Source organism: uncultured Bacteroides sp., assembly GCF_937912035.1.
Classification (GTDB): Bacteria; Bacteroidota; Bacteroidia; order Bacteroidales; family Bacteroidaceae; genus Phocaeicola.
In genome coordinates, this window is sequence record NZ_CALDPF010000030.1 from 33171 (window position 1) to 57551 (window position 24381).

A 24381-nucleotide genomic window follows, 5' to 3' on the forward strand; every position below is an offset into this window, starting at 1 on the left:
TGACAATATAAATTGAGATTAGAATATTTAGTTGAACTTAATAATTTATTAAAAACATGGCACAATTAAATTTTGGCGGTGTGATGGAAAATGTAATCACACGCGATGAATTTCCATTGGAAAAAGCACGTGAAATCTTGAAAGACGAAACAATTGCAGTTATAGGATATGGAGTACAGGGACCAGGTCAGTCATTGAACCTTCGCGACAACGGATTCAATGTCATCGTAGGTCAGCGTCCGGGTAAAACATACGAAAAAGCTATCGCTGACGGATGGGTACCTGGAGAAACATTGTTCGGTATCGAAGAGGCATGTCAGAAAGCTACTATCGTAATGTGTCTTTTGTCTGATGCTGCTGTAATGTCTGTATGGCCTAAAATCAAACAATATCTTACTCCTGGTAAGGCTTTGTATTTCTCACATGGTTTCGCTATTACTTGGAACGACCGTACAGGTGTGGTTCCTCCTGCTGATATCGATGTTATTATGGTTGCTCCTAAAGGATCAGGTACTTCATTGCGTACAATGTTCCTTGAAGGTCGTGGTTTGAACTCATCATACGCTATCTATCAGGATGTAACCGGCAAGGCATTCGACAGAACTATCGCTCTTGGTATTGGTATCGGTTCAGGATATTTGTTCGAAACTACATTCCAGCGTGAAGCTACTTCTGACCTTACAGGTGAACGTGGTTCATTGATGGGTGCTATTCAGGGATTACTTCTTGCACAGTACGAAGTATTGCGTGAAAACGGACATACTCCTTCTGAAGCATTCAACGAAACTGTAGAAGAGCTTACTCAGTCATTGATGCCATTGTTCGCTAAGAACGGTATGGACTGGATGTATGCTAACTGTTCTACAACTGCACAGCGTGGTGCTCTTGACTGGATGGGCCCATTCCACGATGCTATCAAACCTGTAGTACAGAAATTGTATCAAAGCGTTAAGAGCGGTAACGAAGCTCAGATTTCTATCGACTCTAACTCTAAGCCTGACTATCGTGAAAAACTTGAAGCAGAATTGAAAGCTTTGCGTGAAAGCGAAATGTGGCAGACAGCAGTTACAGTACGTAAACTTCGTCCAGAAAACAACTAATAAATAATTAAGAGAATTATTCTTCCCTTTCTTTGGCTATCTCATATTGTCGAAGAGAGGGATTTTTTTGTATGTAGTTTCAGAAAATTTTCTTTGAAAGGTATAATATGTCGTGCTTTTGACTAATTTTGTTGACGATGATATAACATAAAAAATATACAGACATGAATAACGAATTTTTGGAGATTATAAAGACTCGTCGCAGTTGCCGTCAGTATAAGGCAGAGCAGATTACTGATGAAGAATTGAAAGCTGTGTTGGAAGCCGGAACATACGCACCTACATCAAGGGGAATGCAGTCGCCTTATATTGTTGCAGTGCAGAATGAAGAACTACGAAAGAAATTGGCAGAAATGAATGCACGTGTAATGGGAGTTACTTCCAATCCGTATTATGATGCGCCTACATACGTACTTGTATTTACTCCGGCTGATGCTAATAATCCTATACAGGACGGAAGTTGTGTTTTAGAGAATATGATGCTCGCTGCCCATGCGATAGGACTTGCAAGTTGTTGGATACACAGGGAAAGAGAAATGTTTTCTACCGATGAAGGAAAGAAACTGATCGAAAGTTTTGGCTTGCCTGAAGGACTTGTTGGAATTGGCGCCTTAGCTTTAGGTTATCCGGCAAAAGCGGCAGATGCCCCGAAACCTCGTAAGGTGGATTACTACAGGGTGATAAAATGAAATTTCGGAAATAAAAGAAACAGAAACCATGACAGCTCTTTTGATTGATTTGCTGTCATGGTTTTTTCGTAATCGTGATATTATACTTTTTAGTTGAAAAGCTAATAAAGCTGAACTTCAGTTATTCAGAAATCTATACTCGTTAGGAGAAACACCAATTATCTTTTTGAATATCAGACTGAAATACTGTACATTGATGTAATCTATCTGGCGGGCGACGTTGGCTGATGTATTTATTGGTTTCTCAAGCATCTTTCTTTTTACATTCGAAATATTTACATAGAGTCTTACCCGTCTCAAATTTCAGAAGATAGTTGAAATAAAACTCTGATAGACCAAGTCTTGCGGCACAGTATTCTGATGTTGGTAATATGGACTTGTATAGCATGCCTGAATCCATATATTCGTCAATAAGTTTGGCCAATTCTTCAAGAATTATCTTGTTTTTATTCTCGTGTGTGATGAACTGACGTTCGTAAAAACGTGTACAATAGTCGAGCAATAATTCGATATGTTTTGAGAGAATAATCGCAGTATGCTTGTCGATGGAATGATGTAATTCTCCTTCTATGTTATTAAAGCAGCACATAATGGTTGCTGTCTCGCGTGCGGATAAGTGTAATGCCTCTTTTTTGCTGTACGAAAAGAATGTATAATTATTTATCGTTTTATTCATTGATGTGCCGTGAAGCAAATCCGGATGGAAGATTATTCCGTAGGTATTCGTTTTAATCTGATTAGTAGTCGGTCTTGTCTCTACAGTTTGTCCCGGCTAGAAACAGACTATTGTTCTTTCTTCGTTGTTGTATTTTTGTTGTCTATACTTGATGTCGTAAGCTTTTCCCATTTTTAGATATCACTCGAGTAGATAATGTAATAGTGGTAATAATATCAGTAATTCATATACACGGTGTGATTGGCGATAAGTCTAATTTTGCAATAAAGAAATTCAAAGAAAGAAATGCATGAAGGCTCGAAATAATAAAATAGGTGAGATGCTTGCACTGATACGAAATGGGAGGCATATGACTATGTCACAACAATTATATCTGACAGTGCAGCTTAGTATTCCGGCAGTCATAGCACAACTCTCTTCCATAATCATGCAGTATATCGATGCATCAATGGTGGGACATCTTGGAGCTGAGGCTTCTGCTTCAATCGGATTGGTATCAACTACCACTTGGCTATTCTGGGGACTGTGTGTTGCATCAGCTACTGGATTTTCGGTACAGGTGGCACATAAGATAGGTGCGGATGATATTCAAGGGGCGCGTGCCGTGTTGCGTCAGTCATTGGTCTCTACATTCTTGTTCAGTGTGATTCTTGCTCTGATAGGTTCTGCCGTCAGCGGTATTCTGCCCGCTTGGTTAGGAGGGGACATTTCTATACGTCATGACGCTTCACTTTATTTTTTTGTCTTCTCACTTTTCTTGCCTGCCCTGCAGATGAATTTCCTTGCAGGTGGTATGTTGCGGTGTAGCGGTAATATGTTAGTGCCAAGCATTGCCGGTGTGGCCATGTGTGTGCTGGATGTGGTCTTTAATTTCTTGCTGATATTTCCTTCACACCAATGTGAACTGGCTGATGTGACTTTCATTGTGCCTGGTGCTGGACTAGGTGTGAAAGGTGCTGCATTAGGTACTGCTGCTGCTGAGACTGTGATTGCTATCATTCTGCTGTGGTATCTTTGGACTCGTTCGAATGAACTTAAACTTACCGGAGAAAGATATGATTTCCGTCTCAGTGCGTCAACTATAAGAAAAGCTCTTCGTATAGGTTGTCCTATGGGACTGGAACATATAGTCATTTGCGGAGCTCAAATCATGACAACGGTTATAGTCGCTCCGCTTGGTGTCTTTGCTATTGCGGCAAATTCGTTTGCTGTCACTGCGGAAAGTCTTTGTTATATGCCAGGTTATGGAATTGCCGATGCTGCTACCACACTGGTAGGCCAGAGTGTCGGTGCCGGTCGCAAAAGACTCACTCGCAGTTTTGCGCGTATCACCGTATTGATGGGAATGATTGTCATGGGATTAATGGGGATACTTATGTATATGTTTGCGCCTCAGATTATAGGTTTGATGACACCGGTTCATGAAATCAGAGAACTTGGTGTGATGGCACTACGTATTGAGGCATTTGCCGAGCCAATGTTTGCAGCTTCGATAGTTGCTTACGGCGTTTTTGTGGGTGCGGCTGATACACTTGTCCCTTGTCTGATGAATTTCTTCAGTATCTGGGCTATTCGTCTGTCATTGGCTGCCTTACTCGCTCCGTCATTAGGATTGAAGGGTGTATGGATAGCCATGTGTGTGGAACTTTGTTTTCGTGGCTTCATATTCCTCGTTCGTCTGAAACGGGAGCGATGGATGAACTGTATGAAATGATGTCAGTAATTTGGGTAATTTTCTCTGTAATTCATCTACATGAGAGTAAAAACGGAAGGCTTAATTTTGTAGTATGAAATAATGTAAGCGATAACTGAAGAAAAGAATTTTGTGATTATTTATAAATGACCGCTAATATATTACAAGTATGAAACTGATTAAGAATACTGAATTTGGGGGCGAACGACCATTGTTCGAATCTCACGACCTCCGTCTTGAAAATGTAATTATCAGGGCTGGCGAATCTGCCATTAAAGAATGTAGCAATATCGAGGCTTTCAAATGCCGTTTCGAAGGAAACTATCCTTTCTGGCATGTACACGGTTTCAAAATAGACAAGTGCTATTTTGATGTGGGTGGACGTTCCGCTCTATGGTATTCAGACCACCTGAAGATGACAGACACAGTGATAGACGCTCCTAAAATGTTCCGCGAGATGAGTGAAATAGACATTGAGAATGTAACGATGAACGACGCGGATGAAGTGTTCTGGCGCTGTAACGGAATACGTGTCAAAAATCTTGTTTTACATGGAGGTACTTATCCGTTCATGTTCAGCAACAATATATATGTGGACGGATTGGAAAGCGACAGCAAGTATGTTTTCCAGTATGTGAAGAATGTAGAAATCCATAATGCCAAAATTACTACAAAGGATGCTTTCTGGGAGGTAGAGAACGTAACGATTTATGATTCGGAGCTTAATGGTGAGTATTTGGGATGGCATTCAAGAAACCTACGTCTTGTGAACTGTCATATTACCGGTGAGCAACCTCTTTGTTACGCTCATGACCTTGTGCTGGAGAACTGTACTTTCGGACCGGACTGCGACCGTGCATTTGAGTATAGTACGCTGCATGCCGATATCCGTGGTGCCATAACCAATATTAAGAATCCGATGTCGGGATGTATTGTTGCGGATGAATATGGTTCCATCACAATAGATGAGAATATCAAGGCTCCGGCAGATTGTGAAATCAGACTTAGAGATGAACGTACTTGCTTTACTGACTAAATATGGACATGATGTACGATTTTGATAAAATAATTCCTCGTAGGGGAACCAATTCCTACAAATGGGACAGTATGCCTGAGGATAGGGATGTGCTTCCGCTTTGGGTGGCAGATATGGATTTCCGTACTGCACCTGCGATAATTGATGCCCTCGCTAGAAGAGTGGAACATGGGATATATGGATATGTACACGTTCCTGACAAATATTACAAGTCCGTAATAGATTGGTTTGACAGGAGACATAATTGGCTGATTGACAGAGAATGGTTTATCTATACTTCCGGAGTGGTTCCCGCTATATCTGCCGTTATAAAGGCTTTGGCTGAACCAGGAGACGGAGTGATAGTGCAAACACCTGTCTATAACTGTTTCTTTTCATCTATAAGGAATAATGGATGCCGGATAATCACAAATCCGCTTAAATATGAGAACAGGACTTATCATATAGATTATGAGGATCTGGAACGCAAGGCTGCAGCTCCAGACACCAAGCTCATGTTGCTCTGCAATCCGCATAATCCCGCCGGTAGGGTCTGGACACGCGAAGAATTGTGTCGGATAGGGGAGATCTGTATAAAAAATCATGTTACAGTTATTGCCGATGAAATTCATTGTGAGCTGGTTTATCCAGAACATGTTTACACTCCGTTTGCATCAATCAGCGAAAAACATTTACAGAACTCTGTAACATGTATTTCTCCTAGTAAATCATTCAATATGGCAGGATTGCAGATAGCCAATATTATCGCTGCCGATGATAGAGTACGTGAGCGAATAGATAAGGCCATAAACATAAATGAGGTGTGTGATGTCAATCCATTCGGAATTGAAGCTACCATAGCAGCATATAACCAAGGAGAGGAGTGGCTGATTCAACTTCTGGATTATCTTAAAACAAACTACGATTTTTTGTGCAATTTCTTTACCGAAAACTTGCCTCAATTCACGGTAACTGAATTAGAAGGGACATATCTAGTGTGGACAGACTGCAGTATATTGCACATATCATCAGACGAGCTGCAGGCATTACTGCTCGAAGAGACCGGATTGTGGCTTAACAGCGGTACAATGTATGGAGAAAATGGCGAAGGATTCATGCGCTGGAATATAGCCTGTCCGCGTGCTGTATTGGAGGATGCCTTGACGCGGTTTTTGAACTTTGTAAAAACACGATGTGATTAAATGCATATGAGGTAAATAATCCTCAACTCAATATTATATGTGTTGTTCCAACATTATGCGGATACCAATAAGGATAAAGAATAAACCTATAGGAAAATGAAAAAGCCATGACAGTTATTAGAAACTAATATTCTGTCATGGCTTTTTAAATCCATTGCTCTTTTATAAGAGGTCTGCCATTTCACCGCCTTTTTTTGCACTGTACTTTCCTTTGGGATCTGTATATGAGGTGAATTCTACTTTTACATAATCACTTGTTTTTGTGAATTCAATTTCTCCTATTTCTTCTCCTTTACTGTTCTTTACCACATCTGATGGAATATTAGTAAATGTTCCCTTCCATTCCACTGACTGTAGGTTAAGTCTGGAATTTGCTGCTCCCCAATCTTCGTATCTACAATAAAAGTTATAACCTGAACTACTTTTGTTTATCCTTATTAATATGTCACCGGTTTCTTCAGAACCGCCAATGTATTCGCCTGCAATATCATCTTCAAGCACTTCCTCGGAACATGCGCTGAAAGCTACAGCCATAGTTATGCACAACATTAGATAAAAAGCTCTGCTTTTGATTGATTCGATTAATGTTCTTGTTTTCATAAGATTTGTGTTTTTAACTGTTATCGTGATACAAAATTAAGTAATATATATGAACAAAAAAAGAGACTGCCGGGGAAAATTGCAGTCTCTTGTTCTTTAGGGACAAACTCTTTTGTCTCTCTGACTTACTCACTTTCACAAGCTTGAAGTCAGGATATATAAATCTATTACTATGAAAAACATGCGAATGTAACCATATTTCGTGATATGTGCAATAGTAATGCCCTAAAAATTGTAGTTGATTAACAGTATTTATATCAAAATGTTACTTTTTACACAAATCTTTATAATCACAATACTGACATTTGTCTTCAACCTCGGTTTGGGAGAAACTTATTTCAGGGTTAAAAATCTCCTCTAAAAGAATGTTAAGATTCTCACGGAATTCTTTTTCATGTTTGTTGAAATCATCTATATCTTCTTTTTTTCTGCCTTCTCCCATCTGAACCACAGGTGAGTAGTTTTCTGATGCTGCTTTATGTATATAGAGCAGGGAAGGAGCAACCTTCAACGGATTGTTTTTCTCTCTCAGTTTCTTGCATACGATTGACGCGTACATGAATGTCTGGAAAATATAATTTGATCTTTTCTTATCCTGCACGAACAGTGATTTTACGTCTGATGGGCACTGTGCATCACCACCTGTTTTGTAATCCACTATACGGAGGGTGTTGTCTTTTGTATCCATACGGTCTATTATACCGCCAATTCTTGATTTGATTACACCTTTCGGAGTATTTATATCAATTTCTTCTTCCACAAACTGTTCTGAAGCTGTGAATGTGAACGGAGCATATCTCAGGTCATTCCGTAAAAGTTGCTTTATGTACCTAAGTATGACTGCAGAGTTTATGAGTTGTAATCCGTTGTATTCTGGACGTTCTGTCAGAGGTATATTGAAGAACAGTTCCTTGAAACCATTATCAACATATTCCTGGAGTTTTACGTCGTTTTGCAAAAGCTTTTCAAGAGAGTTGCAATCTATCACTTTACCGTGCGCCGTGAGATCTTTGTAGATATGTTCGGCTGCATAGTGGAATATACTTCCGAATTTTGCAGAATCTATATCCGCACTTACTTCATCGGGTGCTGTCAACAAAGCTACATATTTGTAATAAAACTTCAGATTACAGTCTATATATGTGTTGAGTGCTGAAGGTGACAAAATGGCCTTTTTGTTTACTCTTGTATCGAAATTGCTTTGCATTCGCCTCATTATCTCCGGAGTCTTTTGGATTTCAATCTTTTCAGTACCCTGTGGCGATTGTGCGGCTTCCAGTCTTTCACGTTTGATGTCGAATCCCCATTCGATTAGGAACTGAAGCATGAAGCGTGACATCTCTCCTCGGTTTATTCCGTCGCTTGAAGTGTTAAAAAGAAGAGTTACCTTTTCAGCTCTTTGCAGCAGTCTGTAGAAGTAATATGCAAAAACAGCTATCTTATGGTCTATAGTAGTCATGCCGAATGCCTTTCTGATATTGTATGGGATGAATGATGCATCGCTTCCGCTTTTAGGCAGTTGTCCTTCGTTCACCGAAAGCATTATTACGTTTCTGAAGTCAAGATTTCGAGTTTCAAGGACTCCCATCACCTGCATACCGATTGCCGGCTCGCCGTGGAAAGGAATGTTGGCCGACTGTATGACGCGTGAGAGCAGACGCTTGAATGTACTTTGGTTCACATCAAGGTCGCCTTCTTCTATAAGAGAGTTGAAACGGTTTACCATGGTATATGCTTTGAACAACGCTTCGCGATACAGTTGGTCAAGAGCTGTATCCATAGTAGCTGATTTCTTCTGATATACGGCTGCTACCTGTTTCAGTACTGTAGAAATCATCTGACAGATAGCATGGTTGCTGTTGCAAGGCGTGAATATGGTTTCTGTAGTTTCGTCCTTTTTCAGTTCCGAAGGAAGAGGGTAGAAGCGGTTGTCGTGGATAAGAGATTTCTCCAGCTTCTCTGCTTCCTCGCTCAGGAGTTGTGTGTATGGATGTTTAAGAACACTCAAAACTTCGGCAAACAGGAACCTGCCGTTTGAAGGATTGTAGCCTGAGGTGTGAAGCTCAATGAGTGAGTTGATAAAGCTGCACGCAGGAGTCTGCGACAATGGAAATCCCATTGTTATATTGATATGACGTATATTCTCTGGCAGAGAATGCAGAACCGGCTGTAGTAAAGATTCGTTACATAATACCACCGCTGTTTCTTTTTCTTCTTCCGTAAGGTTTGTTCTTATCCATTGCGGAAGATACCTTGCCTGACCGTTTTCGGTAGGCGATTCAATATATGTAATATCTTTCGGAGAGTTCAGATTGTTGAATACAGATGTTGGAAGTTCCGATGGAAAATCCCTTAGGTTGCGCTTTATGAATTCACCTGCCTCGTGAGGGTGCTTGTTGAGATAGAAATTGTCGTAATCCCAATAGAACATAGCCTTTCCAGCCTTATCAAGTTTCTTGAACAGAGTATGTTCCACCTTATTCAGCACGTTGAATCCCACGAAGACATATCTATCATAAGGGAGTTTGTCAATATCCATAGATTCTGTTACTTCTCTGTACATCATACCCTCGTAAGCTATGCCCTGTTCGCGGAGTACGGCTTTGAATTTTGTATATATTTCTCCCAATACGTCCCAGATATTGATGAATCGTTGTTTCAGTTCGGTAACCTTGTCGATGGAGAAATTCTTGAAGAACTGGCTTAATGCTTCCTTCTGTCCTTCTTCCAGAAATTCGTACCCGTTGTCGCTAAGTTCGTTCAGGTCCTTGATATTGCGGAACATAGCTTCTGTATCCACCATATTCTTGTCAGCATCGTCAAAGTCGCTTATAAGAAGTTCACCCCAGAAGTAGAAATCGTCTAGCGATTCCTTGCTGCCGGTTATGTTTACAAACACTTTATAGAGTTCGCACACTAACTTCACAGGGTCACCAATCTGAAGGTCTGATACTTTTCGGAACAGTTCGCCTATACTTATGTATGCGGGCGACCATATAGGTCTGTCAGTTTCCGATGACAGATATTCATTGAAGAACAGTCCTGCTCTCTTGTTTGGGAAGACAATGGCTGTACGGGCAAAGTCACCGTTTGTCTTCGTATATAAATCGTGAGCTACAAGCTTTAGAAAAGTTTCCATTTCTTTTTAAATAAATCGTTACACATTCTCAAGTTCTCCGGAATAGACATACCATATATATCCTTTTATGTCAGTATATCCCATTTCCGATAGCAGAGACATATACTCTCTGACTTGTGTGGAGTATTCCGGCTTTTTCTTTCCGAACTTGAAATCAACCACAACTACCTCGTTTCCCTTCATCATAACTCGGTCCGGACGTCGGGTCTGCATCTTTCCTTGTTCGTCATTATAGATTATGGAGCATTCGTTATACAATGTCCATTCTCCACTATACCAGTCCTTCACTTCATCAAGGTTCAAAGCTCTTTCTGCTATCTCATATATCTCTTGGGCTTTCTCTGCCGATTCTATTACACCTTCAAACAGAAGTCTTTCTATGGCGGCAGTCAAATCTTCCTTCGTATCGATAGATGCAAAAAGTGTATGAAGCAGCTGTCCCTGTCTGATATATTGCGAACGAAGATTTTCTTCCTCATCCTCATCGCCTCTTATGAAGTCGGCAGAACGGTTGGACTGCTTGAAGTCAATCTCCGTTTCAAGTGATTCAATCTTTACGTTTACAGCGTCAGGTATGGCTACAAGTCTGTTTGTGGAATCTGATTTTTTCTTTTCACCACTAATGCAGATATCTCCGTATTCATATACGATAGGTTCGTCGTTTTCTTCCTTATTCTCTTCGTCTTCTTCATCAGGTTCAGGCATGTTGCATGTCATTTTTATTTCTTTCATGCAGTCTATTGATTCTCTTAGCAATTTTGATACGGTATCTTTCTGCTCGTCCTTGCACCATACTATCAGGTTTTTGCATGCTCGGGTAAATGCTACGTACAGCAGGTTCAGATTATCTACCCACAGTTGCAGACGTTCTTCTCTGTAGCTGTCGCTGAAATATGATTCTGCCATGGCGGATGAATAGTTCACAGGAGTAAGGTCAAGTTCACAGAACGGTTCCTTGTTGGCATCCGCTTCGTTTATTCTGCACCACAACATGTGGTTGAAAGTTTCATTCTCCATCTTCCAGTCGCAGAATGGTAGTAACACTGTGTGATATTCCAGACCTTTCGATTTGTGGATTGAAAGGATTCTGATACCGGATATTTCACCGGACGGGATAGTCTTTGCATAAAGAGTATCGTTCCAGTATGTCAGGAATGAGGTCAGTTCCGAAGAATTGTTCTGCATATATTCAGTCACCGCATCATAGAAAGCACAGAGATAGGCATCCTGCTCTTCTATCATATCCATGCGGAAAATCATGAACAGCTTTTCAAGCAGTTCGTATAATGGCATAAGACTCATTTCAGGCAGCATTAACCGGAACTCGGCAGGTAGATAATCCTCAACGTTGTTCAGCAGCACAGTGTTATAATCCACATTCTTTTTGAGGATTTCCTTCTGATAAGCCACTGCCAGTCTTGCACAGGCTATCCTGTCCGTAGGCTCGGATATATACCTCAGTCCGTCGATGAGCATACACACTGCAAGCGAAGCGTCAAGTCGGAATGCTTCGTCCGAAACGACTCGGTACGGAGTATTTTTGTCAAAGTAATCTGCTATGGCAGGTATGCTTTTGTTTTTTCTAACCAATATAGCAATGTCATTCACTCTGACACCTCTCTTTACGAGAGAGTCAACCTCCTCTGCCAGCAGTTCCATAGTAGTGTCGGTGTATGGATGTTCCTCGCTGTTTTTCAGGAAAGATATCTTGATGTATCCTTCCTTCGTATCCTTTGATGTTTTCTGGCGGACATCGCTATACGCGTCAAGCAGTTGCGTGCAATCTTCCCCTTCATCAGCCTTGTATCTTTCGTTCAGAACCTTACAGGCAGATGTAAATATATCATTGTTGAAAGCTATGATATTAGCTTCACTTCGCCAGTTTGTATCCAGCGTTTTCGAATTCAGACGGAAACTTTTGTCCTTATCCAGTCCGGCAAGAATCTTCCAGTCGCCGTTTCTCCAGCGGTAGATACTCTGCTTTATGTCACCCACTATCATACTGCCTTCCTTTTGTGCGAGACTTTCCTCAAGCAGAAGATGGAAGTTTTCCCATTGCATACGCGATGTGTCCTGAAACTCGTCTATCATCACGGTGTCTATTGTAGTACCTATTTTCTCATATACGAAAGAGGCGTCACCTTCTCTGATGATACTGTGGAGCAGCGCGTTGGTATCCGAAAGCAGGAAACGGTTATGACTAAGGTTCTGTTCCCTTACTTCGCTGTCTATACGCATGAGCAATTGCAGATTGTTGAGATAGCGGAGCGACATGTCGCACGAATTCAGAACCTTGTTGCTTGCCATTCTCGTGTTCTCCGCATCATTAAGTATCTGTATCAGAACCTGGTCTGCAAGTGATATAATGGTACTTTTATATGGAGAGGTCTTTGTTGTCCAGTTTTCCGCACCTTCCAGGCATTTCTCAACAGTGGCATTTCTTACATCATTGCTCAGTTTCCCGGATGCAATCTTGTTGAAATAGCTTCCTATGCCCCTGGCGCTGTTTTTCAAGTCGGCAGGTGTAAGCCCGTTGGCATTCAGAATTTCCTGAAAGTGTTCGTTGAATCCCTTCATTGTGTCAAGTATGGATTCACGTTTTTCCTGGAGTTTCTTTCTGTATTGCGGGATAAACTTAGTGTCCTTCAGTTTTTCACGTAATGCCACGCCTTTTTCTATATATGCCTCGTCGAAGATATTGCGACCGAAACCTTTAATTTCGGAAGATACATTCCAACGTTTGTCGTCGGCTATTCTTTCTTCTATATATTCAAGTAGCCAGTAGAGGGTAGGTGACATACGATTCAGTTTCTCAATCATACTATCTACGGCATCACTCAAGACATCGCCGTTATTCAGCTCGATTGTCATATTGGCACCCAACTCAAGTTCGCGTGCAAGATTTCTCATTACCGACTGGAAGAACGAATCGATAGTCTCTATTCTGAAACGGCTGTAGTCGTGGATGATATTCTTCAGTGCAGTGTCAGCAGCTATCCTTATTTCGTCAACGCTTTTATTTGAGGTTTTCATTATCTCTTTCAGATAGCCGTCCGAGGATTTAAGCGAAGTGGCTATACCGTACAGCTGACTGAGGATTCTTTCCTTCATCTCTGTAGTAGCCTTGTTGGTGAAAGTAACTGCCAGAATACGTCTGTATGAGTAGGGGTCTTCTATCAGTTGCCTGATATATTGCACAGCCAGGGTGAAAGTCTTTCCTGAGCCTGCCGAAGCCTTATATACTAATAATCTTGGGTCCTGTTCCATATAGAGTGGTTATTGTTGTAAAATTTTTTCAGCTATTTCCATATATTTTATTATGTCCGTAGTGAGTTCCTTGACATACTCTCTCGAACGTTTATGCCCGAGGCGAACCACTATAGCATTCTTCGAAGGTATGGCTATGATATATTGTCCCAGCATACCTCTGAAGTACGGACATTTCTCTCCTTTGTAGTCCATAATCCATGTCTGGTAGCCATAATATGAAAGCGGGTCTTTGCCCCACTGGTCTTTCAGATATGATGCCGGTGTCATGGCCTCTTCTATATATTCCTTGCTGACCAGTTGCCTTCCGTTCCAGTTTCCTTTGTTCAACATCAGACGTCCGAATCTTGCAGCATCCCTTGCTGTTGTGTGGAAGCAGCAGAATGATTTCTCATCACCGTTCTTCTTGTCGAGTAGCCAGAAAGCATCCTGTCCTGCCAGCATCGGCTGCCAGAGCTTCTTCTCTGCATATTGACTGATGGTTTCACCAGTTGCCGCTTCAAGAACAAATGACAGCAGTTGTGTCTCACCGCTTCTGTAGGAATACTGAACTCCCGGAGTATCTACTATATCAAGGCCCATGATTAGTTCGTAGAGGTCATTGCCGTAATATCCGTGCGTGGTTACAGAGAAAAGTGAAGCGTAGGCTTCGTCCCAGTCCATCCCGGCACTCATTGTAAGCAGGTTTCTGATAGTGATATCCTTTTGCCTTCCACGGCTGTATTCAGGGATATATTTCACTACCTTATCGTCCACACTGCCTATTTTGCCCTCGTCTATGGCTATTCCAACAAGTAGTCCCACTATGCTTTTAGTGGCAGAAAACAGGTTTGAAGTCAGAGTGTCGTTCCATCCTCCGCGATAAGTCTCGTACAGAATACTGTCATTTTTTATTACCAAGAAAGACACCGTTTTCATATCGTCTATGTACGCCGAATCCTCCTTTGAGAGCTGGAAAGAATTGTAATCCTCCGAGACAGCCCATTCCCAGCAGGAATCGGGCGCATGAACAGTGGCATGTTCGAAAATACCTAGGTCGTCAATAGTGGGAAACCAGTGGATCAGTGCCTTTTTGGCATAGAAAGGCAGGCACAGATACACTATAATTATGGCAATAGGTATCGCTATGAGAATTTTTTTCCCTGTTTTCATAATTTTTTTTGTTTTATGATCGAACAAAAGCTATAGTTCCTCTGTTATATATTTTGAAAGTTATACAAAAGCTTAATATTCTTGTTTGGTTTTATGTTGGAGTTATGTTTTTAATTCCTCATTGATTAAAAGTCCGTCAGTGTTTGTGAAAATGCTGACGGATTTTCTTTTTATGGTTTTATTCTTGTGAAAGAATATTCATATACTCCTCATACGAAATGTATCTGCCACCCATCGATTTCAGGTGCGGAGTCTCGAACTGACAGTCTATCATCAGTCCGCCTCTCTCTTCAAGGAACCATGCCAGATGTATAAGAGCAAGTTTTGAAGCACTTGGAACAAGCGAGAACATACTCTCACCGAAAAAGCATTTCCCCAATGCTACACCATAAAGTCCGCCTACGAGCCTGTCATCCTCCCATACCTCCACACTGGCTGCAAACTGCTGTTCATGCAGTCTGATGTACGCTTCCGTCATTTCCGGGCCGAGCCAAGCGCCTTCTTCATCCTCGCGCAGCTTTCCGCAATTGCGTATCACATCTTCAAAAGCTTCGTTAATGCTTATTCTGTACTTGTCTTTGTTTATCAGTGTACGCATGGAGTGCGATACATGTATCTCCGAAGGGAAGATTACGAATCTCTGCATAGGGCACCACCATTCTATGACCTGTCTTTTGAAGGCATACCACGGGAATATACCGTAAGAGTATGCCAGCAGCAGTCTGTCGATTGACAAATCACCGCCTATGGCAAGCAGCCCGTCCGGCTCTCCCAAATGAGGATCCGGAAAGGCAAGTCTTTTACTCAACTTGAATACCATGCCTTATCACTTTTTCAGGGTTATGGCAGGAATATTATTCTCTATGCCGACAAGAGCATGGCCACCGTTCTTCAGCTTGCCGAAAAGCATTTCTTTGACGAACAGCGGTTTCAGGTGATGACCTATAACTCTGTCCATTTCGCGTGCACCGTATTCCTTGGTTATACTCTTCTTCAGCAACCATTCCTTGGCATCAGTACCTATTTCCATAGTCACCTTGTTAGCCTCAAGTTTCGCGCTGAATTCTCTCAGTTTCTTTTCGAGGATAAGTTGAGCCATGTTACTGTCCATATCGTTGAACACCACAGTGGCAGAGAGTCTGTTCAGGAACTCTGGTTTGAATGTCTTCTTAACCTGTTTCAGCATGGAGTCTCCTGCAGTGGCCTGTCCCTTGAACCCTATCGAAGCTTGATGAGCATATTGTGCTCCCGCATTCGATGTCATAATCAGAATCAAATGACGGCAGTCCGACTTGCGTCCCTTGTTGTCGGTAAGCACGGCATAGTCCATCACCTGAAGAAGTATGTTGAATATGTCCGGATGAGCTTTTTCTATTTCGTCAAGCAGCAGAACACAGTTTGGAGTCTTGCGTATAGCATCTGTCAGAAGTCCGCCTTCTTCATAGCCCACATATCCGGCAGGCGAGCCGATAAGTTTCGCCACAGTATGTTTTTCCGAATACTCACTCATATCGAAACGTACCAGGCCTATACCAAGTTCGGCAGCAAGGACTTTTGCAATCTCTGTCTTACCCACGCCTGTAGGACCCACAAACAGTAGACTTGCTATAGGCTTGTTGTCATCGTTCAGTCCGGCTTTAGACATCATAACAGCTTCCGTCACTTGAGTGATAGCCTGATCCTGTCCGTAGATAAGCGCTTTCATCTTGGCTGGCAGATGCTCAAGCTCTGTATTATCTTCCTTGGCAGTGATGGATTCTATCTTGCACATTCTTGCAAGGATGTCCGAAATGAGTTCTTTTGTAACGATATTTTTATCTTTCCCGTCGTTGTGTATTTCTCTGTATGCACCAGCCTCGTCTATCAGGTCGATAGCCTTATCGGGTAGGAACTTATCTTTGATGTATTTGTCACTCATGCTTACGGCATACTCAATCACTCCCTTACGATACTTCACGTTGTGGAATGTCTCGTATCCCTTTATAAGTCCCTTTATAATCTTGACAGTATCATCGATGCTTGGTTCAAGAATATCTATCTGTTGGAAGCGTCTTACCATTCCCTTGCTTCCTGCAAAGTATTTGTTGTACTCCTCGTAAGTGGTTGAACCAATGAATTTTATATTTCCTCCTTCAAGGTATGGTTTAAGCATATTCGATGCATCCAACGATCCGTCACTGGTTCTTCCGGCACCGATAAGATTGTGGATTTCGTCAATGTAGATGATGGCTTTGCCCTCTTTCTCTGCTCCAAGCATGATACCCTTCAGTCGCTTTTCAAACTCACCACGGTACTGTGTTCCGGCTATGATACCGCCAAGATCAAGTTCATAGATGCGGTAACCTTTCAGTTTCTCCGGCACATTGCCTTTCTCTATCCTTTCTGCAAGACCATATATGAGAGAAGTCTTTCCAACACCTGATTCGCCTATATGCAGAGGATTGTTCTTCTCCTTGCGGCACAGAACCCTGATAGTCTTTTCAAGTTCTTCTTCTCTTCCGATAAGCGGATTATGGCTCTCTAAATTGTCGTTTATGCAGGTTACGAAGTTTTTCCATGTCTCGTTTTTCTCGTAGCCGTGTTCATGATCGAGAATGTCATCGTAGTCATAGCTGTATTCATCAATGAGCATGCTTGTGAACTCGGCAATATCATCTTTCAAGGTATTTTTCAGGATATATGCTGCCCAGGAGTCTGTCAGTTCAAGCATACCCTGTACCAAGTGTGGAACATCTATTTCGTTGGCTCCTGAGAAGGTGACAATCATATGTGCCTTTATGAAAATCTCTGCCATTTGAGTAGAGTTTTCCGGCTCGTATTGCGTACCTTCAGGCAAGACCTCGAATTTTGTGTTCAGAACTTCCTTTACATTTTTCTCCAGCTTGTTTATGTTGCAAGCCATGTCCTCAAGTGCATATACGAATTCATCCTGTTGCATTAGGGCATACAAAAGGTGCTCAGGAGTAACAAATTCGTGTCTCCTGAACTTTGCTTCCGTATGTGCAACTTCCAATGCTTTATTTACGTGTTTAGTATATTTCAAGTCCATATTTTCTGTTGTGAATGTTAGGCCTGCTTGTCCTCAGGCAGTACTGTAAGTTTTAGTGGAAATCCTTCTTCACGTGCCATGTCCGTAGCTTTTCTCACCTTAGACAGCGCAATGTCGTAGCTGTAAATGCCCACAACTGCAGAACCGCTTTTGTGAACACTCATCATCAGTACCTCAGCTTCATTTTCCGATTTGAAGAATACTGTAGTCAGAATCTTTACCACGAAATCCATGGTTGTGAAGTCATCGTTATAGATAACTACTTTATAACGTCTCGGCTCTTTCAGGCTGACACGTCCTTTTTCCTTTATGTTTGTCTGTTGTTTTCCCATAATGAGAACAAACTTAATAAAAAAACTTCATATCCCAATAATCTTCGTTTCAAATAAAAGAGTAAAGTCCCATAATTGGCCTATTCGTGATAAACCTATTATGGGACTTTGAAACTTATTATTTTATTTTTCAGATACCGGCGAGTTCTTTAGTAATCTGTATCATTTGTTTTAGGAAATTCGTTTTTGTGTCTTTCAGCTGTACTGTCATTGTAATTTCATCATCGTAGGTGATACTCATATTGTTGGCATTTTTCAGAACACTTCCTACTGCTGTCATTTTTGCATCACCGGATTTTAATACCATTTGCATCACGGGTAGCTGGCTTAATGCATTGAAGTCAATAATATATGCCATTCGTTTGCCTTTTATATCATTGGCATAGGTATTGTCTTCGGCTGAATCTTCCAGTTTTTTACCTATAGTTTTATACCAGGTCTCGCTGTTTGTAGCATATATCATATCGTTTTTATAACCGATGAATATATTGTCTCTTCCTGACTGTATTAAATATTCATTCTCTTTCAGTTCTGTAAATCTTGAATTTTTTGTAAACGAGTTACTATTTTTGTTGTTATACAGTTCTTTAAGTATGTCGCCGTTCTTTGCTTCTGCATAAATAACTATTGCAGGTTTTTCTGTCAAGTTGAAGTCTGTTATGCCAAAAGTTATTTCCTTGCCGATAGATTTTAGAATATTTTCTATAGTCTCGGCGTCTTCCAGTGAAATGTTCTTTTGGAAATCCTTGTTTTCTTTTAGCATTTCGAATATTTTGTCATTCTCCATACTTATGCTCATCAGGCATAATGATGATTTAGGGAAGAACTTCAGTAGTGAGTTATTGATATGAGACAAGTAATCGTTTTGTTTCTCCTGCAATTCCTTTATCTTTTCATCTTCGGTATATAATTCCGAATTTATGACAAGTTTACCATCTTCAAATAATATACCTGAAATAAGTTTACATTTCTTTGCTGCATCTTCTACGCCAAGTCCCATTGCTAGGATATTTTTGTAGCTATTGTCAAATATCTCGAAATTGTTGTATATTGCAATGTCTGCTTTTTCATCCTGCATTTTTATGAAACCTTTGTCGGACACTATACTTTCATCGCCTTTTCTGTTGAGTATTTCAATGGCGTTCAACTTCATTTTGTCTATGTTCGCCAGTATATTACTTTTCACTGCTATTAAGGTGTTTTCGTTGAATGCAAGATAGCTGTTGTTATCTAACTGTGAGAAACTATAACCTTCTTCTTCTTCTGTTATGGCATTTGCTTTAGAATTATTTCCTAAAAGTGTTATACTGCTTGACAGCGCTTCTTTGTCGATTACTTTTGCTGTGAGAATCAAGGACTTTTCGTCAGACGTGAATGCATAAACCGGCTTGTTCAGGTCGATTCCGCATTTCTTTGGATTTTCTATTATACTTTGCAGTTTTTCGAAACTGGCCGCATTCATTTCTTTTTTCAGCATATCGGTCAGTTTGCCTAATGCTTCTTTGTTCTCACTGTCGTTTATTCCGGCTTTTTCACCTAAAGCTTGTAGGTTAATTGATGCCACCATTGGGGTGTCCTTAGGAATTACGTTCAGATAATCATCAGACTTGGAACATGAAGCCATGAAAGATACTACCGTCAGTAGTAGTGCTACAAATAAATAAATGCTTTTCATAATGAAAAAATTAAGAGTTATACATTTGTGATAATTAAGATTTAGAACTCTATATGCAAAAATATGATATATTTTGATAAATTGATAATTTTTTGTATTGTTTTTTACAGCTTGAGTAACAAAATGAATCAAGTAATATTTGTTCAAACGTCTTTATATGTTCTATAAATATAAGTTGTATTTAGATAAATTACACTTGTGTTTTTACAAATAACACTGTGGTTTATAAAAACACAAGTGTAATTTAAAGAATATATCAAGATAAATTCTATTTAATTTCAGTGCGATTGGGTAATGTTTTAATGACTTCTGAATATTGTTTGATATGGCTTAACAGGTCATGTCTTTTTTATTGTTAGTTAATGGGGATTTTATCGGAAAATTATCTCTAATTTCTTTTGAAAGTAAAATTAAATCCATATATTTGTGATATCAAAATAATATCACTTAATCTTATAATTATGGACACAAGAGAATTAGTTTACAAAGGTTTTAAGATGAATGGCTTTTTAGCCTTGTTTTTACATTTGATAGTGCTTACAGGAGCTGCAGTTGCTTGTTTCCTTCCAGGATTTATAGCTTTGTATATAGTAGGTGCATTGTGTATTTTGGCATGGTTGATATTTTGGGGTGGATATATGCAGTTGGAACCTAATGAGGCCAGAGTGATGGTCTTCTTCGGAAAGTATAAAGGAACGTTCAAGGAAACCGGATTCTTTTGGGTGAATCCTTTTATGGATAAGAAGAAACTTTCTTTACGTGCAAGAAACCTGGATGTTGAGCCTATAAAGGTGAATGACAAAATTGGTAATCCTGTATTGATAGGTCTTGTACTTGTTTGGAAGGTGAAGGATACTTACAAGGCTATGTTTGAGATTGATTCCCAGACAATAGCTAATACTTCGACAGCTAATGGTAAAGAGGTTTCAGTTGGGAGTACGGTTGGTAGCCGCATGAATGCTTTCGAGAATTTTGTTCGCATACAGAGTGACGCCGCTTTGCGTCAGGTGGCAGGACAGTATGCATATGATAATAATGAGTCGGAAGCTGATGAGTTGACTTTGCGTTCCGGTGGTGAAGAAATAAATGAACAGTTGGAACAGAAACTGAATGAACGCCTGACTATGGCGGGTATTGAAATACTGGAGGCAAGGATAAACTATCTGGCATACGCTCCTGAAATCGCTGCTGTGATGTTGCGCCGCCAGCAGGCATCTGCAATCATCAGTGCTAGGGAAAAGATTGTTGAAGGTGCGGTTTCGATGGTTAAAATGGCTCTTGACAAACTTTCAGATGAAGAAATAGTTGAACTTGACGAAGAGCGTAAAGCTGCAATGGTGAGCAATCTGCTGGTTGTTCTTTGTGCTGATGAGGCTGCACAACCTGTGGTTAATACTGGTACATTGCATCATTGATAGATTTGTTTTTCTTTGAATTATATTTACAGTGCTATGTTTAGGATGAAGTTTTTTGATAGTAGAAAGGGATATTATTGTTCTACAAGAGTATCCTCTTTCATACCGATGCTGTTGAGTATTGTAATGACTTTAGTTATTTCGGTTAATGGCTTTGTAAAATTCTTTATACAATCTGTAAAGCCGGTTGAAGACGAGATATTTGTTTATGGATTATTACTCTCGCTTTTAGTCCTTTCTATATTGTATTATGCTTATAGATATTTCAAGCCGGTAAAAGAATTCAAATATATTGTCTTGAATAACTTTACAGACAGATTGTATATCAAGAATAGAGTGGCGTGTGCTTTATATCTCTTTGCTTTCTATACATTAATAATAGTTTTGATTCTTTGTATTTCTTACTATTTTAAATGTGGCGTAACAGGACTTATGGATATGAAGTTGCGTCTGGTGGCAATATCAATTCTATTTGGTGCATTTTTATCATTTAATGAATTTAATAATTACTATTCATATTATTCAGGTAAACTGGAATAAATAATATTATGGCCAAAAAAGAAAGTTCGATAAAGAGTTTTGTGCTTCGTGTGGATTCGGAAACTATGGAAGCCATTGAGCAATGGGCTGCGGATGAATTTCGCAGCACCAACGGTCAGCTTCAGTGGATAATCAACGAGGCATTGCGAAAAAGTGGCCGATTGAAGAAAACACGAAAAGAAAGGGTGACAGACGATGAAAAAGATTAGAATGCGTTTCTTTAATATAAATCTTGGGCCATATTCTGCACAAGGACAGGATATAAATATCAAATACCATCCTTCTTTGATTGATAGGGTGTTTGAGGTGGTTTCGGCGTTAATGGTAATAGCGGGATGTTTATATTTTGTGGTAAATAATGGATTTGAAAACAAAAATATGCTGACAGGTTTCCTGGTAAATCTTATTGTTTGTCTGCTGGTATTTACATGTCCCTACACTCCGGTGGAATATATACGTTTCCCGGTGAGAATATTCCGTCAGAATATAGTAAAGCAATACGTAATGGCACTTCGGTTAATGAGGATTGTAAATATTTTTATCAGCCTGATGCTTGTTTTCAATGCATTGTCTATCACTTTCCCCTGGGCAAATCCTGCTATAGGAATATCTGTAACGGCAATGTTGCTTTCAATAATGGTCTATTATATTTTTGCTATCAGAAACAAATAATTAAAACATAAGTGCTATATTTGAAGAAATTATAAATTCTACGACAATGATAACATTTCCAAATGCCAAAATAAATCTGGGCTTGAATATAGTCGAGAAACGCCCGGACGGATATCATAATCTTGAGACAGTGTTTTTCCCTATCAATCTTCAGGATGCCCTTGAAGTAAAACCATTGGAAGAGGAGGGTAAGGACTATAAAATCAGTATGAAAGGTAATGTTCTTGACTGCAATCCGGATGACAATCTTGTGGTCAAGGCTTATAAACTCCTGAAGCAGGACTTCGATCTTGCTCCTGTAGATATTCATCTTTTCAAGCATATACCGAGTGGAGCAGGTCTTGGAGGCGGTTCTTCTGACTGTGCCTTTATGATTAAGATGCTCAATCAGAAGTTTGCTTTGGGGCTGAGTCTGGAGAAGATGGAAGAATATGCGGCAAAGCTTGGGGCTGACTGTGCTTTCTTTGTGCGCAATGAGCCTGTATTTGCAACCGGAATAGGTAACATCTTTGAGCCTGTCAAACTTTCGTTGGCAGATTATTATATAGTATTGGTGAAGCCGGATATTTTCGTGTCAACACGTGACGCTTTCTCGAAAATCAAGCCACACAGACCGGAACTTTCACTTAAAGAAATAATAAAGATGCCTGTGGAGAAGTGGAAAGACGTGATGGTAAACGATTTTGAGGACAGTGTTTTCGCACTGTATCCTGAGATTGCTGCCATTAAGGATAAGATGTACGATCTGGGTGCTGTATATGCTTCCATGTCCGGATCAGGCTCTTCTGTATATGGACTTTTCCGTCAGCCTATAGAAAATGTGGATGAGAAGTTCGCAGGATGTTTCTGTCGTCAGAGAGAAATGTTCTAAGCTTTAATCTTGATTATGGTAAATCTGTAAAACGGAATTTCTACAATGAAAAGAACTCTTCTATTTGCGTTGTTTATGTCTGCTGCATCTGTGTCATACTCACAGGTGATAAACGGTACATGGAAAGGTTTGTTGACTGCAGCAAACCAGAAATTGGAAATCGTTTTTCATTTTCATAATGAAGAAGGAGATAAGCAGTCGTGCAAGATGGATGTTCCGGCGCAAAGCGCTGTCGGTATTCCTGTAAATCTTCAGATTTTGACAGAGGATTCCGTCTCGTTGAGCGTGGCTGCTATAAACATGACTTATAATGGAAAGCTTATTGATGGGGCGATTAAAGGAAAATTCAATCAGTTCGGTATGTCTTTTCCGCTTGAACTTAGACCTGGAGAAGTTAATAAGCCGAACAGATCTCAGGAACCTACAGTGACGTATATCTATGGTACTGAGGAAGTTACTTTCAGTAATGTGAATGCTAATGCAAAACTGTCAGGAACGCTGACATATCCCGTAGGCTACAATCCGAATAAGAAAGTACCGGTGGTGTTAATGGTTACCGGAAGTGGCTCGCAGAACCGCGATGAAGAGGTCTTTGGACATAAACCGTTTCTCGTGATAGCTGATTATCTGGCCAAATGCGGTATAGCGTCTTTGCGATATGATGACAGGGGAACAGGAAAGTCAGTTGGTGGCGATGTCACGAATGCTACTTCCGAAGATTTTGCCGAGGATGCGGATTGCGGTTTGCAATGGCTTAGGAAAAGTGGAAAATTCGGAAAGATCGGTGTCCTTGGTCATAGTGAAGGCGGAATGATAGCTTTTATGCTTGCTGCAGATAAGAAACCTGATTTCATTGTAAGTATGGCTGGTCCGGGAATTAAAGGCGATACTCTGCTGGCCGAACAGCAGAATGCTTTATTGAAGTTGAAGGGAATACCGACTAATGTCAGTGTAAATACTATAAGAAAGGAAATGTCTGTGCAACCCAAAAATCCATGGCTTGAATTCTTTATGGATTATAATCCTGAAAATGACTTGAAGAAGATAACAATACCCGTAATGGCAATAAACGGTAGCAATGACGCACAGGTTATTTCGGAAAGTAATTTGGGCAATATTAGACGGCTTTTGAATGATAAGTATCCCAAGAACCTTATAAAGGAATATCCCGGACTTAATCACCTGTTTCAGCATTGTAAGCCTGAGACTGCAGTAGATTACTACAATATAGAAGAAACCTGCTCTGAAGAAGTTCTGAAGGATATTGCCAATTGGATTAATAATTTATAATTCA

19 protein-coding genes and 1 pseudogene are annotated in these 24381 nt (G+C 40.3%); 11 read left to right on the plus strand and 9 right to left on the minus strand.

Annotated features, from left to right (window positions below; translation table 11 throughout):
* Window positions 1-56: 56 nt before the first annotated feature.
* The gene (gene ilvC / locus Q0486_RS05510) at window positions 57-1100 is read left to right on the plus strand and encodes a ketol-acid reductoisomerase (protein WP_154042858.1); all 1044 of its coding nucleotides are present in this window, start codon (window positions 57-59) and stop codon (window positions 1098-1100) included.
* A gap of 164 nt (window positions 1101-1264) precedes the next feature.
* Window positions 1265-1789, plus strand: a complete 525-nt coding sequence (locus Q0486_RS05515) for a nitroreductase (RefSeq protein ID WP_299231011.1) — start codon at window positions 1265-1267, stop codon at window positions 1787-1789.
* Window positions 1790-1906: 117 nt separating this feature from the next.
* Here the strand turns inward: Q0486_RS05515 and Q0486_RS05520 are convergent.
* Window positions 1907-2507, minus strand: a pseudogene (locus Q0486_RS05520) (AraC family transcriptional regulator); the annotation flags it as partial.
* 247 nt (window positions 2508-2754) lie between these two features.
* On the opposite strand from Q0486_RS05520, the gene Q0486_RS05525 reads away from it, so the two are divergent.
* From Q0486_RS05525 to Q0486_RS05535, 3 genes are all read left to right on the plus strand, one after another.
* Complete coding sequence (locus tag Q0486_RS05525) at window positions 2755-4179, plus strand: MATE family efflux transporter (protein ID WP_299231012.1); 1425 nt, start codon at window positions 2755-2757, stop codon at window positions 4177-4179.
* Between the two features lie 148 nt (window positions 4180-4327).
* Entirely contained in the window at window positions 4328-5194 is an 867-nt protein-coding gene (locus Q0486_RS05530; protein ID WP_299231020.1) for a DUF3737 family protein, read from the plus strand.
* A gap of 8 nt (window positions 5195-5202) precedes the next feature.
* Entirely contained in the window at window positions 5203-6375 is a 1173-nt protein-coding gene (locus Q0486_RS05535) for a MalY/PatB family protein (RefSeq protein WP_299231064.1), read from the plus strand.
* A gap of 162 nt (window positions 6376-6537) precedes the next feature.
* Here Q0486_RS05535 and Q0486_RS05540 read toward each other — a convergent pair whose 3' ends face one another.
* The 8 genes from Q0486_RS05540 to Q0486_RS05575 all read right to left on the minus strand — a co-directional run bounded on the left by Q0486_RS05540 (window position 6538) and on the right by Q0486_RS05575 (window position 19589).
* Window positions 6538-6975 carry a hypothetical protein gene (locus Q0486_RS05540; RefSeq protein ID WP_299231022.1) on the minus strand — a complete coding sequence of 146 codons (438 nt, stop codon included), beginning with the start codon at window positions 6973-6975 and terminating at the stop codon, window positions 6538-6540.
* Window positions 6976-7240: 265 nt separating this feature from the next.
* On the minus strand, window positions 7241-10114 hold the full coding sequence (locus Q0486_RS05545) for a PD-(D/E)XK nuclease family protein (RefSeq protein ID WP_299231024.1): 2874 nt from the start codon (window positions 10112-10114) through the stop codon (window positions 7241-7243).
* Window positions 10115-10132: 18 nt separating this feature from the next.
* On the minus strand, window positions 10133-13381 hold the full coding sequence (locus tag Q0486_RS05550; protein ID WP_299231026.1) for a UvrD-helicase domain-containing protein: 3249 nt from the start codon (window positions 13379-13381) through the stop codon (window positions 10133-10135).
* A 9-nt stretch (window positions 13382-13390) separates the two neighbouring features.
* Complete coding sequence (locus tag Q0486_RS05555) at window positions 13391-14533, minus strand: serine hydrolase (protein WP_299231028.1); 1143 nt, start codon at window positions 14531-14533, stop codon at window positions 13391-13393.
* A gap of 178 nt (window positions 14534-14711) precedes the next feature.
* A complete protein-coding gene (aat, locus tag Q0486_RS05560) occupies window positions 14712-15353 on the minus strand; it encodes a leucyl/phenylalanyl-tRNA--protein transferase (protein WP_204390400.1) in 642 nt (213 codons plus the stop codon).
* A 6-nt stretch (window positions 15354-15359) separates the two neighbouring features.
* Window positions 15360-17582, minus strand: coding sequence for an AAA family ATPase (locus tag Q0486_RS05565; protein WP_299231031.1), 2223 nt, complete (start codon window positions 17580-17582; stop codon window positions 15360-15362).
* Between the two features lie 17 nt (window positions 17583-17599).
* Window positions 17600-17914 carry an ATP-dependent Clp protease adaptor ClpS gene (locus Q0486_RS05570; RefSeq protein ID WP_154042845.1) on the minus strand — a complete coding sequence of 105 codons (315 nt, stop codon included), beginning with the start codon at window positions 17912-17914 and terminating at the stop codon, window positions 17600-17602.
* Window positions 17915-18044: 130 nt separating this feature from the next.
* Window positions 18045-19589 (minus strand): DUF4836 family protein, encoded by a 1545-nt coding sequence (locus Q0486_RS05575; RefSeq protein WP_299231033.1) that lies wholly within the window; start codon window positions 19587-19589, stop codon window positions 18045-18047.
* Window positions 19590-20050: 461 nt separating this feature from the next.
* On the opposite strand from Q0486_RS05575, the gene Q0486_RS05580 reads away from it, so the two are divergent.
* The 6 genes from Q0486_RS05580 to Q0486_RS05605 are packed head-to-tail and all read left to right on the plus strand — an operon-like array spanning window position 20051 to window position 24377.
* Window positions 20051-21004 (plus strand): SPFH domain-containing protein, encoded by a 954-nt coding sequence (locus Q0486_RS05580; protein WP_299231035.1) that lies wholly within the window; start codon window positions 20051-20053, stop codon window positions 21002-21004.
* Window positions 21005-21040: 36 nt separating this feature from the next.
* Window positions 21041-21544, plus strand: coding sequence for a hypothetical protein (locus Q0486_RS05585; protein ID WP_299231037.1), 504 nt, complete (start codon window positions 21041-21043; stop codon window positions 21542-21544).
* Window positions 21545-21552: 8 nt separating this feature from the next.
* On the plus strand, window positions 21553-21753 hold the full coding sequence (locus Q0486_RS05590) for an Arc family DNA-binding protein (protein WP_154042841.1): 201 nt from the start codon (window positions 21553-21555) through the stop codon (window positions 21751-21753).
* Window positions 21740-22216, plus strand: coding sequence for a hypothetical protein (locus Q0486_RS05595; protein ID WP_299231040.1), 477 nt, complete (start codon window positions 21740-21742; stop codon window positions 22214-22216). The genes Q0486_RS05590 and Q0486_RS05595 overlap by 14 nt, the downstream gene beginning before the upstream one ends.
* A 46-nt stretch (window positions 22217-22262) precedes the next feature.
* Window positions 22263-23087, plus strand: a complete 825-nt coding sequence (ispE, locus tag Q0486_RS05600; RefSeq protein ID WP_235354335.1) for a 4-(cytidine 5'-diphospho)-2-C-methyl-D-erythritol kinase — start codon at window positions 22263-22265, stop codon at window positions 23085-23087.
* Window positions 23088-23132: 45 nt separating this feature from the next.
* Window positions 23133-24377, plus strand: coding sequence for an alpha/beta fold hydrolase (locus Q0486_RS05605; RefSeq protein ID WP_299231044.1), 1245 nt, complete (start codon window positions 23133-23135; stop codon window positions 24375-24377).
* Window positions 24378-24381: the final 4 nt, after the last annotated feature.